15 protein-coding genes and 1 riboswitch are annotated in these 16,477 nt (G+C 62.9%); of the genes, 9 read left to right on the top strand and 6 right to left on the bottom strand.

Annotation, left to right across the window (positions count from 1 at the left end; translation table 11 throughout):
• Positions 1-47: 47 nt before the first annotated feature.
• Complete coding sequence (locus BLV20_RS20140) at positions 48-497, bottom strand: c-type cytochrome (RefSeq protein WP_092304235.1); 450 nt, start codon at positions 495-497, stop codon at positions 48-50.
• 128 nt (positions 498-625) lie between these two features.
• On the opposite strand from BLV20_RS20140, the gene BLV20_RS20145 reads away from it, so the two are divergent.
• Positions 626-1,801, top strand: a complete 1,176-nt coding sequence (locus BLV20_RS20145) for a murein transglycosylase A (RefSeq protein WP_092304236.1) — start codon at positions 626-628, stop codon at positions 1,799-1,801.
• A gap of 44 nt (positions 1,802-1,845) precedes the next feature.
• Here the strand turns inward: BLV20_RS20145 and BLV20_RS20150 are convergent, their stop codons facing one another.
• Both BLV20_RS20150 and BLV20_RS20155 read right to left on the bottom strand, forming a co-directional pair.
• Positions 1,846-2,232: an MAPEG family protein gene (locus BLV20_RS20150; RefSeq protein WP_092304237.1), complete on the bottom strand. Its 387-nt coding sequence runs from the start codon at positions 2,230-2,232 to the stop codon at positions 1,846-1,848.
• Positions 2,233-2,274: 42 nt separating this feature from the next.
• Entirely contained in the window at positions 2,275-3,108 is an 834-nt protein-coding gene (locus tag BLV20_RS20155; protein ID WP_092304238.1) for an EamA family transporter, read from the bottom strand.
• Positions 3,109-3,319: 211 nt separating this feature from the next.
• On the opposite strand from BLV20_RS20155, the gene BLV20_RS20160 reads away from it, so the two are divergent.
• Together BLV20_RS20160 and BLV20_RS20165 are read left to right on the top strand one after the other, a co-directional pair.
• Positions 3,320-4,489: an MFS transporter gene (locus tag BLV20_RS20160; RefSeq protein WP_092304239.1), complete on the top strand. Its 1,170-nt coding sequence runs from the start codon at positions 3,320-3,322 to the stop codon at positions 4,487-4,489.
• A gap of 186 nt (positions 4,490-4,675) precedes the next feature.
• Positions 4,676-5,935 (top strand): cation:proton antiporter, encoded by a 1,260-nt coding sequence (locus BLV20_RS20165; RefSeq protein WP_092304240.1) that lies wholly within the window; start codon positions 4,676-4,678, stop codon positions 5,933-5,935.
• 125 nt (positions 5,936-6,060) lie between these two features.
• Here BLV20_RS20165 and BLV20_RS20170 read toward each other — a convergent pair whose 3' ends face one another.
• Positions 6,061-6,465 carry an acyl-CoA thioesterase gene (locus BLV20_RS20170; RefSeq protein ID WP_007932525.1) on the bottom strand — a complete coding sequence of 135 codons (405 nt, stop codon included), beginning with the start codon at positions 6,463-6,465 and terminating at the stop codon, positions 6,061-6,063.
• A gap of 197 nt (positions 6,466-6,662) precedes the next feature.
• Positions 6,663-6,769, top strand: a riboswitch (S-adenosyl-L-homocysteine riboswitch).
• Between the two features lie 22 nt (positions 6,770-6,791).
• Here BLV20_RS20170 and ahcY point away from each other — a divergent pair.
• From ahcY to BLV20_RS20195, 5 genes are all read left to right on the top strand, one after another.
• Positions 6,792-8,201, top strand: a complete 1,410-nt coding sequence (gene ahcY, locus BLV20_RS20175; RefSeq protein WP_009045993.1) for an adenosylhomocysteinase — start codon at positions 6,792-6,794, stop codon at positions 8,199-8,201.
• Between the two features lie 188 nt (positions 8,202-8,389).
• Positions 8,390-9,235, top strand: coding sequence for a methylenetetrahydrofolate reductase [NAD(P)H] (gene metF / locus BLV20_RS20180; protein WP_092304241.1), 846 nt, complete (start codon positions 8,390-8,392; stop codon positions 9,233-9,235).
• An 81-nt stretch (positions 9,236-9,316) separates the two neighbouring features.
• Complete coding sequence (locus BLV20_RS20185) at positions 9,317-10,399, top strand: hypothetical protein (RefSeq protein WP_092304242.1); 1,083 nt, start codon at positions 9,317-9,319, stop codon at positions 10,397-10,399.
• A 55-nt stretch (positions 10,400-10,454) separates the two neighbouring features.
• Positions 10,455-11,270 carry a substrate-binding periplasmic protein gene (locus BLV20_RS20190; RefSeq protein ID WP_092304243.1) on the top strand — a complete coding sequence of 272 codons (816 nt, stop codon included), beginning with the start codon at positions 10,455-10,457 and terminating at the stop codon, positions 11,268-11,270.
• Between the two features lie 225 nt (positions 11,271-11,495).
• A complete protein-coding gene (locus tag BLV20_RS20195) occupies positions 11,496-13,355 on the top strand; it encodes an RNA helicase RhlE2 (RefSeq protein WP_092304244.1) in 1,860 nt (619 codons plus the stop codon).
• A gap of 187 nt (positions 13,356-13,542) precedes the next feature.
• On the opposite strand, the gene BLV20_RS20200 is transcribed toward BLV20_RS20195, so the two are convergent.
• Positions 13,543-14,142, bottom strand: a complete 600-nt coding sequence (locus BLV20_RS20200; RefSeq protein WP_092304245.1) for a YceI family protein — start codon at positions 14,140-14,142, stop codon at positions 13,543-13,545.
• Positions 14,143-14,174: 32 nt separating this feature from the next.
• The gene (locus BLV20_RS20205) at positions 14,175-14,726 is read right to left on the bottom strand and encodes a cytochrome b (RefSeq protein WP_092304246.1); all 552 of its coding nucleotides are present in this window, start codon (positions 14,724-14,726) and stop codon (positions 14,175-14,177) included.
• 280 nt (positions 14,727-15,006) lie between these two features.
• Between BLV20_RS20205 and BLV20_RS20210 the strand changes: the two genes are divergently transcribed.
• A complete protein-coding gene (locus BLV20_RS20210; protein WP_092304247.1) occupies positions 15,007-16,413 on the top strand; it encodes an adenosylmethionine--8-amino-7-oxononanoate transaminase in 1,407 nt (468 codons plus the stop codon).
• Positions 16,414-16,477: the final 64 nt, after the last annotated feature.

A 16,477-nucleotide genomic window follows, 5' to 3' on the forward strand; every position in this document is an offset into this window, starting at 1 on the left:
AAGCGCTGCGGCAGGTATGCCTGCCGCAGAGACTTCAGGCAGCGGGATCAGTGATCGCGAAACTCTTTATGGCAGGCGCTGCAGGCATCTTCGACCTTTTGCACCGCCGGCCCCAGGTTGCTGGCCTTGTACGGCTGGACCTTGCTGGCGATCACCAATTCACCGGTGGCCGCCTCGAGCGTGCGCGCCAGTTCCTGGAAACGAGCCTGCTTCTGCCAGACATCGTCGGTCGCGCTGGTGTGCTCCTGCTCCCTGACCTGCGGGAAATGCTTCCAGGGTTCATGGGAGAGGCTGTCCAGCTTGATCGCGCCCTCGGTAAAACGCGGGCCGTCGAACGGGATACGCCCACGGAGCATGCCGCCCAGGTCTTCACCGGTCTTGAGCATCTGTTTGAAGATCGCCTTGCGCTGGCCCAGCGGGGAATTCGGATCGACACCGCCACAAGCGGACAACGCCAGGCAGGCCAGCAATACAACAGAGAGTCTTTTAAGAGTCATGGTGGCTTCGGGTCACGGAAAACGGCCGCCAGTATCCTCGCCTGCCCGGCAAAGACCAATAGCCCTATTAACAATACGGATTGCCTGACACGGCCCTGCGCCCAGGCAAACCACAAAGGAACTAGCCAATGAACACCCGTTTCAAGCTGTGGCGTCGACACCTGGCCTGGGCCTTGCCGACCGCGATTCTACTGGCCGGATGCAATGGCGGCGAAGTCGGCAAGCCACCCCAGCCCCACGCCATCGCCACTTACACCAGCGCCAGCTGGGAAGCCTTGCCCACGGTGTCCGACGCCGATCTGCTGGCCGGTTTTGGCTCCTGGCGCAGTGCCTGCACCCGCCTGAAGGCCGACCCGGTGTGGGGCCCGACCTGTGCATCGGCGGCCAATGTGCCGCTGACCGCCCTCGATGTCCGCGGTTTCCTCAAGCAACACCTGGACGTCTACGGCCTGCGCTCGGCCAGTGGCAGCAGCAACGGCCTGATCACCGGCTACTACGAACCGGTCTATCCCGGCAGCCTGACCCAGACCCAGGTCGCCTCGGTGCCGGTCTATGGCGTGCCGGAAGACATGATCGTCGTCGCCCTCGACAGCATTTACCCCGAACTCAAGGGCAAGCGCCTGCGCGGCCGCCTCGAAGGCCGGGTGCTGAAACCCTATGACGATGCCGCGACCATCGAGACCAAGGGCGTCAAGGCGCCGGTGATCGCCTGGCTGACCGACCCGATGAACCTGCAATTCCTGCAAATCCAGGGTTCGGGCCGCATCCAGCTGGAAGACGGGCGCCAGCTGCGCATTGGCTATGCCGACCAGAACGGCCATCCATACCGCCCCATCGGGCGCTGGCTGGTGGATCAGGGCGAGCTGAAAAAAGAAGAGGTGACCATGGGCACCATCGCGGCCTGGGCCAAGGCCAACCCCAATCGCATCCCGGAACTGCTGGGCAGCAACCCCAGCTACGTGTTCTTCAACCGCAACCCGGACAGCAACGAAGGCCCGCGCGGTTCGCTGAACGTACCCTTGACCTCCGGCTACAGCGTGGCAGTGGATCGCAAGGTGATACCGCTGGGTAGCCTGCTGTGGCTCTCCACCACCCGGCCGGATGGCAGCAGCCTGATTCGCCCGGTGGCGGCACAGGACACCGGCGGCGCGATCACCGGCGAAGTTCGTGCCGATCTGTTCTGGGGCACCGGCGACGCGGCCGGGCAACTGGCGGGAGACATGAAACAGCAGGGCCAGATCTGGATGCTCTGGCCCAAGGGCGCCACGCTGCCGAAAGTGCCTGAAGTCACCGACAGCAAATAGCGGGTCGCTGCTGCCACCTTATCGAGAGGCGGCAGCGGCGAGGCTCAGATCGAGACGAAGAAGAAGCTGGCAATCAGCGCGAAGCCGACGAACCACACCAGCGAACGCAGGATCGCCCAGTCCGCCAGGTAGCAGATGATGTACAGCAGGCGGCTGGTGATGAACAGCACCGCCAGCACATCGATGGTCACCAACTCGGCGACGTTGGCGATGTGGGCAATGATCACCCCTGCCGCGAAAGCCGGGGTCACTTCGAAACTGTTGAGCTGCGCGGCATGTGCCCGTCGGGCGAAACCCTCGACGCTCTCGAGATAGGCCCGGGGGTCGTGGTTGTGTCGCATGCCAAAGTCGCCTCCGCTGAACTTGGCCAGGCCGTTACACAGATAAGGCAGGAGGATGGCGATCAATACGCACCAGAAAGCGACAGTCATGGCAGAGTCCTTTTTCTTAAAGTCATGAGAGGGGGAGCGTGGTCAGAACTTCATCACCAGCATGCCGATCAGCACCAGCCCACATGCTAAGAGCCGAGGCCGCCCGAAAGGTTCTTTCAGGTAACGCATGCCGAACAGCACCACCAGGATCACACTGACTTCCCGTAGCGCCGCAGCCTCGGCGATCGATCCCAGCTGCATCGCCCACAGCACCAGAGCGTAGCTGAACAATACGCAGAACCCGACACTCAGCCCCAGCCGCCATTGCTCGCGCCAGAACAGGGTGAAGGCCGCCCGCTTGCGCAGCAGCGCCAGCAACGGAAAGGGCCAGGCGCTGAGCAGCGTCACCCACACCAGGTAGTCCAGCGGGTGGGACCAGCGGCGCAAGGCCTGGCCGTCGATAAAGGTGTAGCAACCGATGCACAGGCCGATCAGCGCCACCACCGGCAACATCGACCACGGCAGGCGGTCGCCGCCACCGCCCTGCCAGAGCAGGCACAGCATGCCGAACGGAATCAGCAAAATGCCGAGGATCTGCTGGGGGCTGAGCACCTCGCCGGCGAAGATCAGCGTCAGGGCCAGCACCACCAGGGGCGAAAGGCCGCGCATCAGCGGATAGACCAGGCCCAGGTCGCCGACCCGATAAGCCTGGATCAGCAGGTAGCGGTAGAGCAGTTCGAAAACCGCCGACGCCAGGATCCACGGCCAGATCTCCAACGGTGGCCAATCGACGAACCCCAGCATCAGCGCCACGAACAGCAAGGCGACGCTGTCCATGCAGGCCACCACCAGCAACCGTTCGCCGCTGAACTTGATCAGGGTATTCCACGCTGCATGCAGCAGCGCCGCAACCAGAACCAGAGTTGTCGCCAGCACTTCACACTCCCTGTTTGCTTGAAGAGAATCGATTCACCTGAGCACAGCGTCTGTCTATACTGACGCCGACCACGCCGCACTCAGTTGCGCATATGTCTATTCCAATAATTCCTGCCGCTGCCCGATCCGCTGGACCTGATCCACTGGAGGGGGAAAGCCGGCATGCGTATGCCTGATCAGAGCGTCAAGACTACAGACAGAGAATCCTCGCATGCCACTCGCCTTGCTCGCACTGGCCGTTGCCGCCTTCGGCATCGGAACCACTGAATTCGTCATCATGGGCCTGCTGCCCGATGTCGCCCGCGACCTGTCCGTCAGCATTCCCCACGCGGGCCTGCTGATTACCGGTTACGCCCTCGGCGTGGTATTCGGCGCGCCGATCCTCGCCGTCGGCACCGCCAACATGCCCCGCAAGGCTACGTTGCTGGGCATGACCTTGATGTTCATCCTCGGCAATGTGCTCTGCGCGCTGGCGCCGAACTACGTCACGCTGATGGCGGCGCGGGTGATCACCGCGTTGTGCCACGGTGCGTTTTTCGGCATCGGCTCGGTGGTCGCCGCCGGCCTGGTGGCGCCGAACAAGCGCGCCCAGGCCATCGCCATGATGTTCACCGGGCTGACCCTGGCCAATGTGCTCGGCGTGCCACTGGGCACCGCGCTGGGGCAATACGCCGGCTGGCGCTCGACCTTCTGGGCGGTCTCGGTGATCGGCGTGGTCGCCGCCATTGCCCAATGGCTCTGGCTGCCGCGACACATCGCCATGGACAAGGCCAACCTGGCCAGCGAATTCAAGGTGCTGGGCAAGACCAACGTGCTGCTGGCCCTGGGCATGAGCGTGCTGGCGTCCACCAGTCTGTTCAGCGTCTTCACCTATATCGCGCCGATCCTGCAGGACGTCACCGGCGTCAGCCCCCATGGCGTGACCATCATGTTGCTGCTGTTCGGCGTCGGCCTGACAGCCGGCAGCATGCTCGGCGGACGCCTGGCCGACAGTCGCCTGCTGCCGTCGCTGGTGGCCATGGCGCTGGCCGTGGTGCTGGTGTTGGCCGCGTTCAGCCAGACCAGCCGCATGCTGGTTCCGGCGGCGATCACTTTGCTGCTGTGGGGGATCTTCGCCTTCGCCCTGTGCCCGATCCTGCAATTGCTGATCATCGACCAGGCCCATGAAGCGCCCAACCTGGGCTCGACCCTGAACCAGAGCGCCTTCAACCTGGGCAACGCCGCCGGTGCCTGGATCGGCGGCCTGGTCGTCGCCAGCGGTGCCGACCTGGCCGACCTGCCGTGGACCGGCGCGCTGGTCGGCGGGCTGACGGTGCTGACCGCGCTGCTGTTCATTTACCTGCAACGCCGCCAGGTGGCCGCAACCCAGGTATCCGGCTGAGCTTCGACAAGGCCGCCGAGCACGCGGCCAATCAACAGCCGTTCCCAGAAGCGCGCACCGAGCGGCTCACCGACAGAGGAATCTGAACTTTCCTGATCGCTGTGCCCCCGGCCGCCAGCGCCCCATCAAAGCCTTGCCCGATGGCTTTCGGGTTTTCTTTTCACGCTGCTATCCAAAGGACTCCGGATGCTTGAACTCGTTGCCGCCTTCATCTGCCTGACCACCCTGCTCACTTACGTCAACTTCCGCTTTATCGGCCTGCCACCCACCATCGGCGTGATGGTCACCGCCCTGCTGTTTTCCCTGCTGCTGCAAGGCTTGAGCTTCCTCGGCTACCCCGGCCTGGAAGAGCACGTGCAACAGCTGATCGGCCAGATCGACTTCGGCGACCTGCTGATGAACTGGATGCTGTCGTTCCTGTTGTTCGCCGGCGCCTTGCACGTCAACCTCAACGACCTGCGCAGCTACCGCTGGCCCATCGGCCTGCTGGCCACCGTCGGCGTGCTGATCGCCACGTTCGTCATCGGCAGCCTGGCCTACTGGATCTTCGGCCTGTTCGGCTGGCATGTGAGCTTCCTCTATTGCCTGCTGTTCGGTGCGCTGATCTCGCCGACCGACCCGATCGCGGTGCTCGGCGTGCTGCGTACCGCCAACGCCTCCAAGCCACTGAAAACCACCATCGTCGGCGAATCGCTGTTCAACGACGGCACCGCGGTGGTGGTGTTCACCGTGCTGCTGGGGATCGCCCAGCTCGGCGAAACCCCGACCGTCGGCGCCACCGCCCTGCTGTTTGCCCATGAAGCCATCGGCGGCGTGGTGTTCGGCGGGCTGATCGGCTACCTGGTGTACCTGATGATCAAGAGCATCGAGCAACACCAGATCGAAGTGATGCTGACCTTGGCCCTGGTGATCGGCGGCTCGGCGATGGCCAGCGAACTGCACGTCTCGGCACCGATCGCGATGGTGGTGGCGGGGCTGATCATCGGCAACCTGGGGCGCAACCTGGCGATGAACGAGATGACCCGGCGTTACCTGGACGGTTTCTGGGAACTGCTCGACGACATGCTCAACGCCTTGCTGTTCGCCCTGATCGGCATGGAGCTGTTGCTGCTGCCGTTCAACTGGCTGCATTTGTTGGCCGCAAGCCTGTTGGCGGTGGCGATCGTGCTGTCGCGCCTGCTTACCGTGGCCCCGGCCATCGTCCTGCTGCGCCGCTGGCGCAGCGTGCCGCGCGGCACCATCCGGGTGCTGACCTGGGGCGGCCTGCGCGGTGGGGTTTCGGTGGCGTTGGCGCTGGCCCTGCCACTGGGCCCGGAGCGCGATCTGGTGCTGAGCATCACCTACATCGTGGTGCTGTCGTCGATCCTCTTGCAGGGCCTGACCATCGGCAAGCTGGTGCGCCATGTGACCAAGGACGCCCCAGCCGCCGAGCAGGACGCTCACTGACAACCTGCACCCGTAGGAGCGAAGCTTGCTCGCGATCGGCTCGTCCAGGCGTCGCATTTCTTTGATCAGACCGCATCGCCTGACAGGCCTGATCGCGAGCAAGCTTCGCGCCTACAGAAGACAACTCAGGCGATGGGCTCGTCGTCCTTGAACTGGTCTTTCACGTACCGGATCTCGGTGCGGCCGTGGGGAGCGGGCAGGCCATCCTCGCCCAGGTTGACGAAGACCATCTTCTCGACGGTGAGGATGCTTTTGCGGGTGATCTTGTTGCGCACTTCACAAGTCAGGGTGATCGAGGTGCGGCCGAATTCGGTGGCGGTGATGCCCAGCTCGATGATGTCGCCCTGGCGCGAGGCGCTGACGAAGTTGATTTCGGAAATGTACTTGGTGACCACGCGCTGGTTGCCCAGCTGGACGATGGCGTAGATCGCCGCTTCTTCGTCGATCCAGCGCAGCAGGCTACCGCCGAACAGCGTGCCGTTGGGGTTGAGGTCTTCGGGTTTTACCCATTTGCGGGTGTGGAAATTCATGCTCACTCCTGACCGTCTTGCCGATTGATGCCGGCATCATGGCAGACCGCGGTGCAGAGCTCTATTGGGCTTCTACTATGGTCGCGATTACCGTTCGCTCATCGTCCGACAGAAATCCTTGGGAAGTCGCAGGCAGACGGCTATAATCGCCACCGTTTCAAAACGGTAACGATCATCGGCTACCGTTTTCCCGCCACCTGTCCGAGGGGCGCTGCAGCAGGTTCGACCTGTCAGGCTCGGATGGGGCGTTGTCTGGCCGTGATGGTTCGGTCAGTCACTAAACGCACAACGGCGCCCATTCGCATACTTACGAATGGAGGCTCTTCATGAGCGCTGTCATCACGCCTGCAGATTTTACCGACTACAAAGTCGCCGACATGTCCCTGGCCGCCTGGGGCCGTCGCGAAACCATCATCGCCGAATCGGAAATGCCGGCCCTGATGGGTCTGCGTCGCAAGTACGCCGCTGAACAACCGCTCAAGGGCGCGAAAATTCTCGGCTGCATCCACATGACCATCCAGACTGCCGTGCTGATCGAAACCCTGGTTGCCCTGGGTGCCGAAGTACGCTGGTCGTCGTGCAACATCTTCTCGACCCAGGACCAGGCCGCTGCCTCCATCGCCGCCGCCGGCATCCCGGTCTTCGCCTGGAAAGGCGAGACCGAGCAAGAATACGAGTGGTGCCTGGAGCAGACCATCCTCAAGGACGGCAAGCCTTGGGACGCCAACATGATCCTCGACGACGGCGGCGACCTGACCGAGCTGCTGCACAAGAAGTACCCGCAGGTGCTGGACCGCGTCCACGGCGTGACCGAAGAAACCACCACCGGCGTGCACCGCCTGCTGGACATGCTGGCCAAGGGCGAGCTGAAGATCCCGGCCATCAACGTCAACGACTCGGTGACCAAATCCAAGAACGACAACAAGTACGGCTGCCGTCACAGCCTGAACGATGCGATCAAGCGCGGTACCGACCACCTGCTGTCCGGCAAGCAAGCGCTGGTCATCGGCTACGGTGACGTGGGCAAGGGTTCGGCCCAGTCCCTGCGCCAGGAAGGCATGATCGTCAAGGTTTCGGAAGTCGACCCGATCTGCGCCATGCAGGCCTGCATGGACGGTTTCGAACTGGTTTCGCCATTCATCGACGGCATCAACACCGGCACCGAAGCGAGCATCGACAAGGCGCTGCTGGGCAAGATCGACCTGATCGTGACCACCACCGGTAACGTCAATGTTTGCGACGCCAACATGCTCAAGGCCCTGAAGAAGCGCGCCGTGGTCTGCAACATCGGTCACTTCGACAACGAAATCGACACCGCTTTCATGCGCAAGAACTGGGCATGGGAAGAAGTGAAGCCGCAGGTGCACAAGGTTCACCGCACCGGCCCGGGCGCTTTCGACGCCCAGAACGACGACTACCTGATCCTGCTGGCCGAAGGCCGCCTGGTAAACCTGGGCAACGCCACCGGTCATCCAAGCCGCATCATGGACGGCTCGTTCGCCAACCAGGTGCTGGCGCAGATCTTCCTGTTCGGCCAGAAGTACGCCGACCTGTCGCCAGCCCAGAAAGCCGAGCGCCTGACCGTTGAAGTACTGCCCAAGAAGCTCGACGAAGAAGTGGCCCTGGAAATGGTCCGCGGCTTCGGTGGTGTGGTCACTCAACTGACCAAGCAACAGGCTGACTACATCGGCGTGACCGTCGAAGGCCCGTTCAAGCCGCACGCTTACCGCTACTAAGAGCTGCTGCGAGCATTGAGCTTCGAGCGGCAAGCAGGGCCACAAGCCAGGCTTGCCGTTTGAAGCTCGCAGCTTCGCCCCTATTTGCTTAAACAGTTCCAGGCCGTCGGTTTCAGGCACAAGAGATGAGCGCACCTCCGCTTCTCCTGCCGCTTGCAGCTTGCCGCTTGTAGCTGGAGGTCCCCTCCATGTCTCAAGACCGTCGCTACAGCTTCGAGTTCTTTCCGACCAAGACCGATGCTGGGCATGAAAAACTGCTCGCCACTGCCCGCCAGCTGGCCAGCTACAACCCCGACTTCTTCTCCTGCACCTACGGTGCCGGTGGCTCGACCCGCGACCGCACGATGAACACCGTGCTGCAGCTCGAAAGCGAAGTGAAGATCCCGGCCGCACCGCACCTGTCTTGCGTGGGCGACAGCAAGGCCGACCTGCGTGGCCTGCTGAGCCAGTACAAGGCTGCCGGCATCAACCGTATCGTCGCCCTGCGCGGCGACTTGCCTTCGGGCATGGGCATGGCCAGTGGCGAGCTGCGTCACGCCAACGACCTGGTGAGCTTCATTCGTGAAGAAACCGGCGATCACTTCCACATCGAAGTGGCGGCGTATCCGGAAATGCACCCCCAGGCGCGCAATTTCGAAGACGACCTCAACAACTTCGTGCGCAAGGCCAACGCCGGCGCCAACAGTGCGATCACCCAGTATTTCTTCAACGCCGACAGTTATTTTTACTTTGTCGAACGCGTGCAACAAATGGGTGTGAACATCCCGATCGTGCCCGGCATCATGCCGATCACCAACTACAGCAAGCTGGCACGTTTCTCTGATGCCTGCGGCGCGGAAATCCCGCGCTGGATCCGCAAGCAACTGGAAGCCTACGGCGACGACAGCCAAAGCATTCAGGCATTCGGTGAACAGGTCATCACTGAAATGTGTGAGCGTTTGTTGCAAGGCGGGGCGCCAGGGTTGCATTTCTATACCCTGAACCAAGCCGAGCCGAGCCTGGCCGTCTGGAACAACCTGAAGCTGCCGCGCTAACCAGGCGACAGCATCAGAAAAGGCCTTGGCGAAATCCAAGGCCTTTTTTTTAACCCCTCTACACCTGAAGGATTGCCGTAGATGTCCACAGGCAGCACCACTGCACGCCCACAACTGATCTATCTGGTTTACGGCGCCGCGACCTATCACCAGGAAGCCGTATTCAGTATCGCCAGCGCCCTGGCGGGCCTGCGTGAAACACCCGAAGAAACCCTCGATATCCAGGTCTTCACCGACAATGCCGCGCCTTACCGCGACCTGCCTGTGCGCGTGCGCCCGCTGGATGAAGACACCCGCCAAGCGTGGATCGCCCCTCACGGCTACCACTTTCGCGCCAAACACGTGGTGATGCGGCAAGTGCTGCAAGAGTCCGAACTGGCGCTGCTGATCGACACCGACACCTTCTTTCATTGCTCGCCGCTGGAGCTGTTTCGCCGCATCCAGCCCGGCACCCTGCTGTGTAACGCGTTTGGCCTGCGCTACGGCGCCAACAAGGAGTCCGGCCTCTATCAATCCCTGGCCGGCTTGCTGCAGGAACGAAAACTGGCCGACGACCAGATGCCGCTGCTCAACTCCGGCGTGATCGGCCTGCACCGCGCAGACGCCGATGTGCTGGACCGCTCCATCGCCCTGATGGACGAGCTGTATCCGCTGGCGCAGGGGGCCTACACCCTCGAAGAGTTCTGCCTGGCCGTGGCGGCCTACCGCACCAAGCAGGTTCGCGAATGCCCCGACCTGATCCACCATTACTGGAGCCGCAAGCAGCTGTTTCGCGCCAAGACCAAGGCCTGGCTGGACAAACATCGCGCCGCGCCCATCAGCACCGTCGCCCTGGACGAAACCCGCCTGGTCACCACGACCCTGCCGCGCCCGCCTACCCTGCAACGCCTGGCCTACAAGCTCGTGACCCTGGCCCTGCCCGGGCACCAACGGCAATTCATGCGCGAAATCCTCTATGGCTGCTATCGCCATACCAATGAATTCGACCAGGCCTGCGCCCCGGTCTGGTGGGAGAAGGCGCGGGAAAATGCCGAAGGCCGCCTGAAAAAACCGCTCAACAGCCATCAACTCGAGCACTGGTTCAACCACCCGGTGATTCGCCTGGTGCTGGGCCAACGGCGCAAGGCCATCTACTTGCATCTGATCGAGACAAAGGCTGACTGAGGCTTGATCTAGACAGCCTCTAGCATTGGGCGATCTGTCGTCGTAATCTCCAGCGATGCCCGCCATTGCCCAGTTGCTGACAGCCTTTATATGCGCTTGCCTGAGCCTCACCGCCCACGGCGAGAAGCTGCGCATTGTCACCGAGCCCTGGGCCCCTTACGTCTATGAAGAACAGGGCAAGGCCCGGGGGCTGGATTACGAAACCACGGCCATCGTCTTCCAGCGCCTGGGGATTGAAGTCGAGTGGCAATTCCTGCCCTGGAAACGTTGCCTGGCCATGCTCGAGCAAGGCCAGGCCGACGGCGCCCTGGACATCTTCCACAGCGACGAGCGCGAAAGCAGCCTGCTCTACCCCAGCGAGCCGCTGTCGGATGTCGAATTCGTGATGTTCTACGCCAACGCACGGCCCTTTCCGTTCCGCACCCTGGAAGACTTGCGCGGGCTGACCGTGGGCACCTCCCCCGGCTACCTGTACAGCCGGGAGTTCAGCGAGTCCACGCTGTTCAAGCACGAGCCGGCGCCGACTCACGAGGCCAACTTCGGCAAGCTGCTGCGTGGCCGCATCGACCTGCTGATCACCGATCGGCGCGTTGGCCAACACCTGCTGGACCAACTGAAGATCCGCCAGCAGATCACCGAGAACCCCGTGGTCATCAGCCGCCAGAGCCAGTTCCTGGCCGTGCGGCGCAACGCCGGCATGGACTTGCTGGTGCAGCGTTTCGGCGCCGAGCTCAAACGCTTCAAGCGCGAGCCGGCCTACGCCGAACTGAGCGCCCGCTACGGCGCGGCGCCGGCCGTCGACACCCCAGGCGCAACGTTGCCCGGCGCACCGGCGAAAACCGTTGAGCAGCAGGAAAGCAGCGCACGCTGATTGCTCTGTTATACTCCGGCCTTCCCGCCAGGCTCACGCCCGGACGCTCGATCCTGTTCAAGGCATCTCGATACCGCTACAGCGCAGCCACAAGGCCCGCGCGAGCCCTCGCCGATGAGCCTTCAGGAGCCAGCAGGACCGGACGGGATTGCGTCCTCTTAAACGCCATTCGCGCCAGGCAAGACTATCCCTCTGGGCCAAGCCCTCACTAAAACAGGATTACTCATGTCCTTTGCTTCCCTCGGTCTCTCCGAGGCTTTAGTCGGCGCCATCGAAGCCGCCGGCTACACCCAGCCTACTCCGGTGCAACAGCGGGCCATTCCCGCCGTGTTGCAAGGTCGCGACCTGATGGTCGCGGCACAGACAGGTACTGGTAAAACCGGCGGCTTCGCCCTTCCGATCCTGGAACGGTTGTTTCCCAACGGTCACCCGGACAAATCCCAGCGTCACGGCCCGCGCCAACCGCGTGTACTGGTCCTGACCCCAACCCGCGAACTGGCCGCGCAAGTGCACGAAAGCTTCAAGGTCTATGCCCGCGACCTGAAGTTCGTCAGTGCCTGCATCTTCGGCGGCGTCGGCATGAACCCACAGGTCCAGGCCATGGCCCGCGGCGTTGATGTGCTGGTGGCCTGCCCCGGGCGCCTGCTCGACCTGGCCGGCCAAGGCAGCGTCGACCTGTCCCACGTGGAAATCCTCGTGCTCGACGAAGCCGACCGCATGCTCGACATGGGTTTCGTCCATGACGTGAAGAAAGTCCTTGCGCGCCTGCCCGCCAAGCGCCAGAACCTGCTGTTCTCCGCGACCTTCTCCAAGGACATCACGGACCTGGCCGGCAAGCTGCTGCACAACCCCGAGCGCATCGAAGTCACGCCGCCGAACACCACGGTCGAGCGTATCGAGCAGCGGGTGTTCCGCCTGGCCGCCAGCCACAAGCGTGCCTTGCTGGCCCACCTGATCACCGCTGGCGCCTGGGAACAGGTGCTGGTCTTCACCCGCACCAAGCACGGCGCCAACCGCCTGGCCGAGTACCTGGACAAGCACGGCCTGACCGCCGTCGCCATCCACGGCAACAAGAGCCAGAACGCCCGCACCAAGGCCCTGGCCGACTTCAAGGCCGGCGAAGTGCGGATCCTGGTCGCCACCGACATCGCCGCGCGCGGCCTGGACATCGACCAGTTGCCACACGTGGTCAACTTCGAGCTGCCGAACGTCGACGAAGACTACGTGCACCGCATCGGTCGTACCGGCCGTGCCGGTCGTTCGGGCGAAGCGATCTCGCTGGTCGCGCCGGATGAAGAGAAGCTGCTCAAGAGCATCGAGCGCATGACCAAGCAGAAGATCCCCGACGGCGATCTGATGGGCTTCGATGCCAGCGCGGTAGAAGCCGAGAAACCGGAAGTGCGCGAGCGTCCGGACGTACGCAACCCACGCAATTCCCGTGGCCCGCGTGGCGACGGCCCGAACGGCGGCGGTGGCGGCGGTGGTCGTAAGGACAAAGGCAAGGACAAGGGCAAGGACAAACCGGCCGCCCGCGGCGACCGTCCGGCCCGTGAGCAGAAGCCTCGCGAAGGCACCCCGGCCCGCGAACAGCGCCAGCCGACTCCCCGCGCGGACCGTGCCCCGGACGAGTTCCTGGACGACGACGTGGACAACTTCGGCAACCGCGCCGACTACGTCAGCCCGTACCAGAACAAGAACAACCAGTCGGGCCGCGGCCGCCGTCCAGGCGCGCCAGGCCAGGGCGCAGCCAACAGCAACGCGCCACGCAGCGGCGGCCAGGGTCGCTCCGGCGGTCCGCGCACCAGCAATGGCGCCAGCACCGGCACCCCGCCTGCCAAGCGCAACGGCCCGCGCAGCGGCGCTCCACGTGACGGCCAGGCCCGTCGCGAAGAGTCGCGCAACCGTCGTCCGGCCCGTGACGACCAGGCGCGTCAGGAACCGGCGGTGCAGAACCCGCGCGGCAACCAGCCGAAGATCATGCACAAGGAGTCGAAAGCCGACCGCTTCCCGACACCCGAGCAGCTCGATCAACTGCCAAGCCGTCCACGCGGCGAGAAGCCAGCCTTGCTGACCCGCAATCGCTGAAGTTTTCGCGGCAATAAAAAACGCCCCTGATCTTGCGATCAGGGGCGTTTTTTTATGATCTCTGTAGCCGCTGCCGAGCCTGCGAGGCTGCGATCGACCGGGAACCGGTCGCGGGCTTCAGGACCCTGGAAGGCCCTTCGGGCCTTGTCGCAGCCTCGCGGGCGCGGCAGCGGCTACAGGCGAAGCATTACTTCGCTTTCACACCTTCGAAGGTGATGTACAGCTGGACGGTGTCGGACTGCGGGCCAACGTCCATGCCGTCCTTGTTGAACTCTTTGCGGCTGATGCTGGTGGTGCCTTCGAAACCTGCACGGTAGCCGCCCCATGGATCCTTGCCTTCGCCCAGGAAGGTCGCCTTGACCACGATAGGCTTGGTCACGCCGTGGAAAGTCAGGTTACCCGCGACATCGGCGGTCAGCTTGCCATCGGCATTCTTGCCGGTTGGCTTGACGCTGGTGGAAACGAACTTCGCATCAGGGAATTTGCCGGACTCCAGGAAGTCCTTGCTGTTGACGTGCTTGTCACGTTCAGCGTGGTTGGTGAACACGCTGGCGGTGCGCACGTTGACTTCGATCTTGGCATCTTCAGGCTTGGCCGCGTCGAAGCTGAACTTGCCGTCCAGGTCCTTGAAAGTACCGGTGATGTAGCTGTAACCCAGGTGGCTGACCTTGAAGTCGACGAAGGCGTGCTGGCCTTCCTTGTCGATCACGTAGTCAGCGGCCATCGCCTGACCGGCAGACAGCAGGGCAGAACCGATTGCCAGAGCGGCGAGCGTCTTTTTCAACATGCTTTCTATTCCTTTTGAGTCGAGGTTGAGCATCAGGCTTTGCGCCCCAGCATACGAGCCAGGGTCGCATCACGATCGATAAAGTGGTGTTTCAAGGCAGCCAGAGCATGCACTCCGGCAAAGATCACCAGGGCCCAGGCCAGGTACAGATGCACCTCGCCGGCCACATCTGCCTGGTCCGGCAGTCCGGAAACCAGGGCAGGAATTTCAAACAGGCCAAACACCGGAATCCCGACACCGTCTGCGGTGGAAATCAGGTAACCGGCAATCATCACAGCGAACAGACTGAGATAAAGGAAGGCATGGCCGAACGTCGCGCCCAGGCGCGTCAGGCGCCCGTGGTTGTTCGGTGCCGGTGGCGGCGGGCTGACAAAGCGCCACAGCAGCCGCAGCAGCATGATCGCGAACAGCGTCAGGCCAATGCTCTTGTGCAGGTCCGGCGCCGCTTTGCGCCAGGCACTGTAGTAATCCAGGCCGACCATCCACAGGCCCAGGGCGAACAATCCGAAGACGGCCAGCGCCACACTCCAGTGCAGGAAAATGCTTACCCAGCCGTAGCGGGAAGAAGAGTTACGTAGCTGCATTACTTGAATCCTGTAAGAACTGCTGCCCAAGACTATCGATTTAACTATCGAATTAAAGCGGAAATTTTCGCTTTGAAATATCGAGAAATACGATGTTGATCCTACGAACACTAAATTAACCAGGGATTAAGGTCTACGTGGGAAACGCGTGACAGACCGTCCCGCCACGACGACCAATTCGCTTCCCGGGCATGCAATGGGTTGTGACACAGCCTGGCATTGCATAGGCTTGCGCGATTGTTTGCTCGCGTACTGTAGAGCCGCCTCCAGGAGACTGAACATGGGCCTCAACAACCAGTGGATGCAACGCGATCTCGCGGTGTTATGGCATCCCTGCACCCAGATGAAAGACCACGAACAGCTGCCGCTGATCCCGATCAAACGCGGCGAAGGCGTGTGGCTGGAGGACTTCGAAGGCAAGCGCTACCTCGACGCCGTCAGCTCCTGGTGGGTCAACGTGTTCGGCCATGCCAACCCGCGCATCAACCAGCGCATCAAGGATCAGGTCGACCAACTGGAGCACGTGATCCTCGCCGGCTTCAGCCATCAGCCGGTGATCGAGCTGTCCGAACGCCTGGTGAAAATGACCCCCGAAGGGCTGACCCGCTGCTTCTATGCCGACAACGGCTCGTCGTGCATCGAAGTGGCGATGAAGATGAGCTTTCACTACTGGTTCAACCGCGGCCAGAAAGACAAGAAGCGCTTCGTCACCCTGACCAACAGCTACCACGGCGAAACCATCGCCGCGATGTCGGTGGGCGATGTGCCGCTGTTCACCGAGACCTACAAGGCCCTGCTGCTGGACACCATCAAGGTGCCGAGCCCGGACTGCTACCTGCGCCCCGAAGGCATGAGCTGGGAAGAACACTCGCGCAACATGTTCGCAGCCATGGAACAGACCCTGGCGGAACACCACGCCACCCTCGCCGCGGTGATCGTCGAGCCACTGATCCAGGGCGCCGGCGGCATGCGCATGTACCACCCGGTTTACCTCAAGCTGCTGCGCGAGGCCTGCGACCGCTACGGCGTGCACCTGATCCACGATGAAATCGCCGTCGGCTTCGGCCGTACAGGCACCATGTTCGCCTGCGAACAGACCGGCATCCGTCCGGACTTCCTCTGCCTGTCCAAGGCGCTGACCGGCGGCTACCTGCCGCTGGCCGCGTGCCTGACCACCGATGAGGTCTACAGCGCCTTCTACGACGACTACCCGACCCTGCGCGCCTTCCTTCATTCCCACAGCTACACCGGCAACCCGCTGGCCTGTGCGGCGGCGCTGGCGACCCTGGACATCTTCGAGCAAGACAACGTCATCGAGAACAACCAGGCGCTGGCCCAGCGCATGGCCAGTTCGACCGCGCACCTGGCGGACCATCCGCATGTGGCCGAAGTGCGCCAGACCGGCATGGTGCTGGCCATCGAGATGGTCCAGGACAAAGCCAGCAAGACGGCTTATCCATGGCAGGAACGCCGTGGCCTGAAGGTCTTCCAGCACGCCCTGGAGCGTGGCGCCCTGCTGCGCCCGCTGGGCAGCGTGGTGTATTTCCTGCCGCCCTACGTGATCACCCCGGAGCAGATCGATTTCCTAGCTGAAGTCGCCAGCGAAGGCATCGACATCGCCACCAACGACAAGGTCAGCGTGGCCGTGCCCAAGGACTTCCACCCAGGCTTCCGCGATCCGGGCTGATAACCGCGCGCGCAAGCCCGCCGCTCTTTGTGGAGCGGGCTTGCTCGCGAAAAGCACCGTCTGA

Origin of the sequence: Pseudomonas sp. NFIX28 (assembly GCF_900107395.1) — a bacterium.
Lineage (GTDB): Bacteria > Pseudomonadota > Gammaproteobacteria > Pseudomonadales > Pseudomonadaceae > Aquipseudomonas.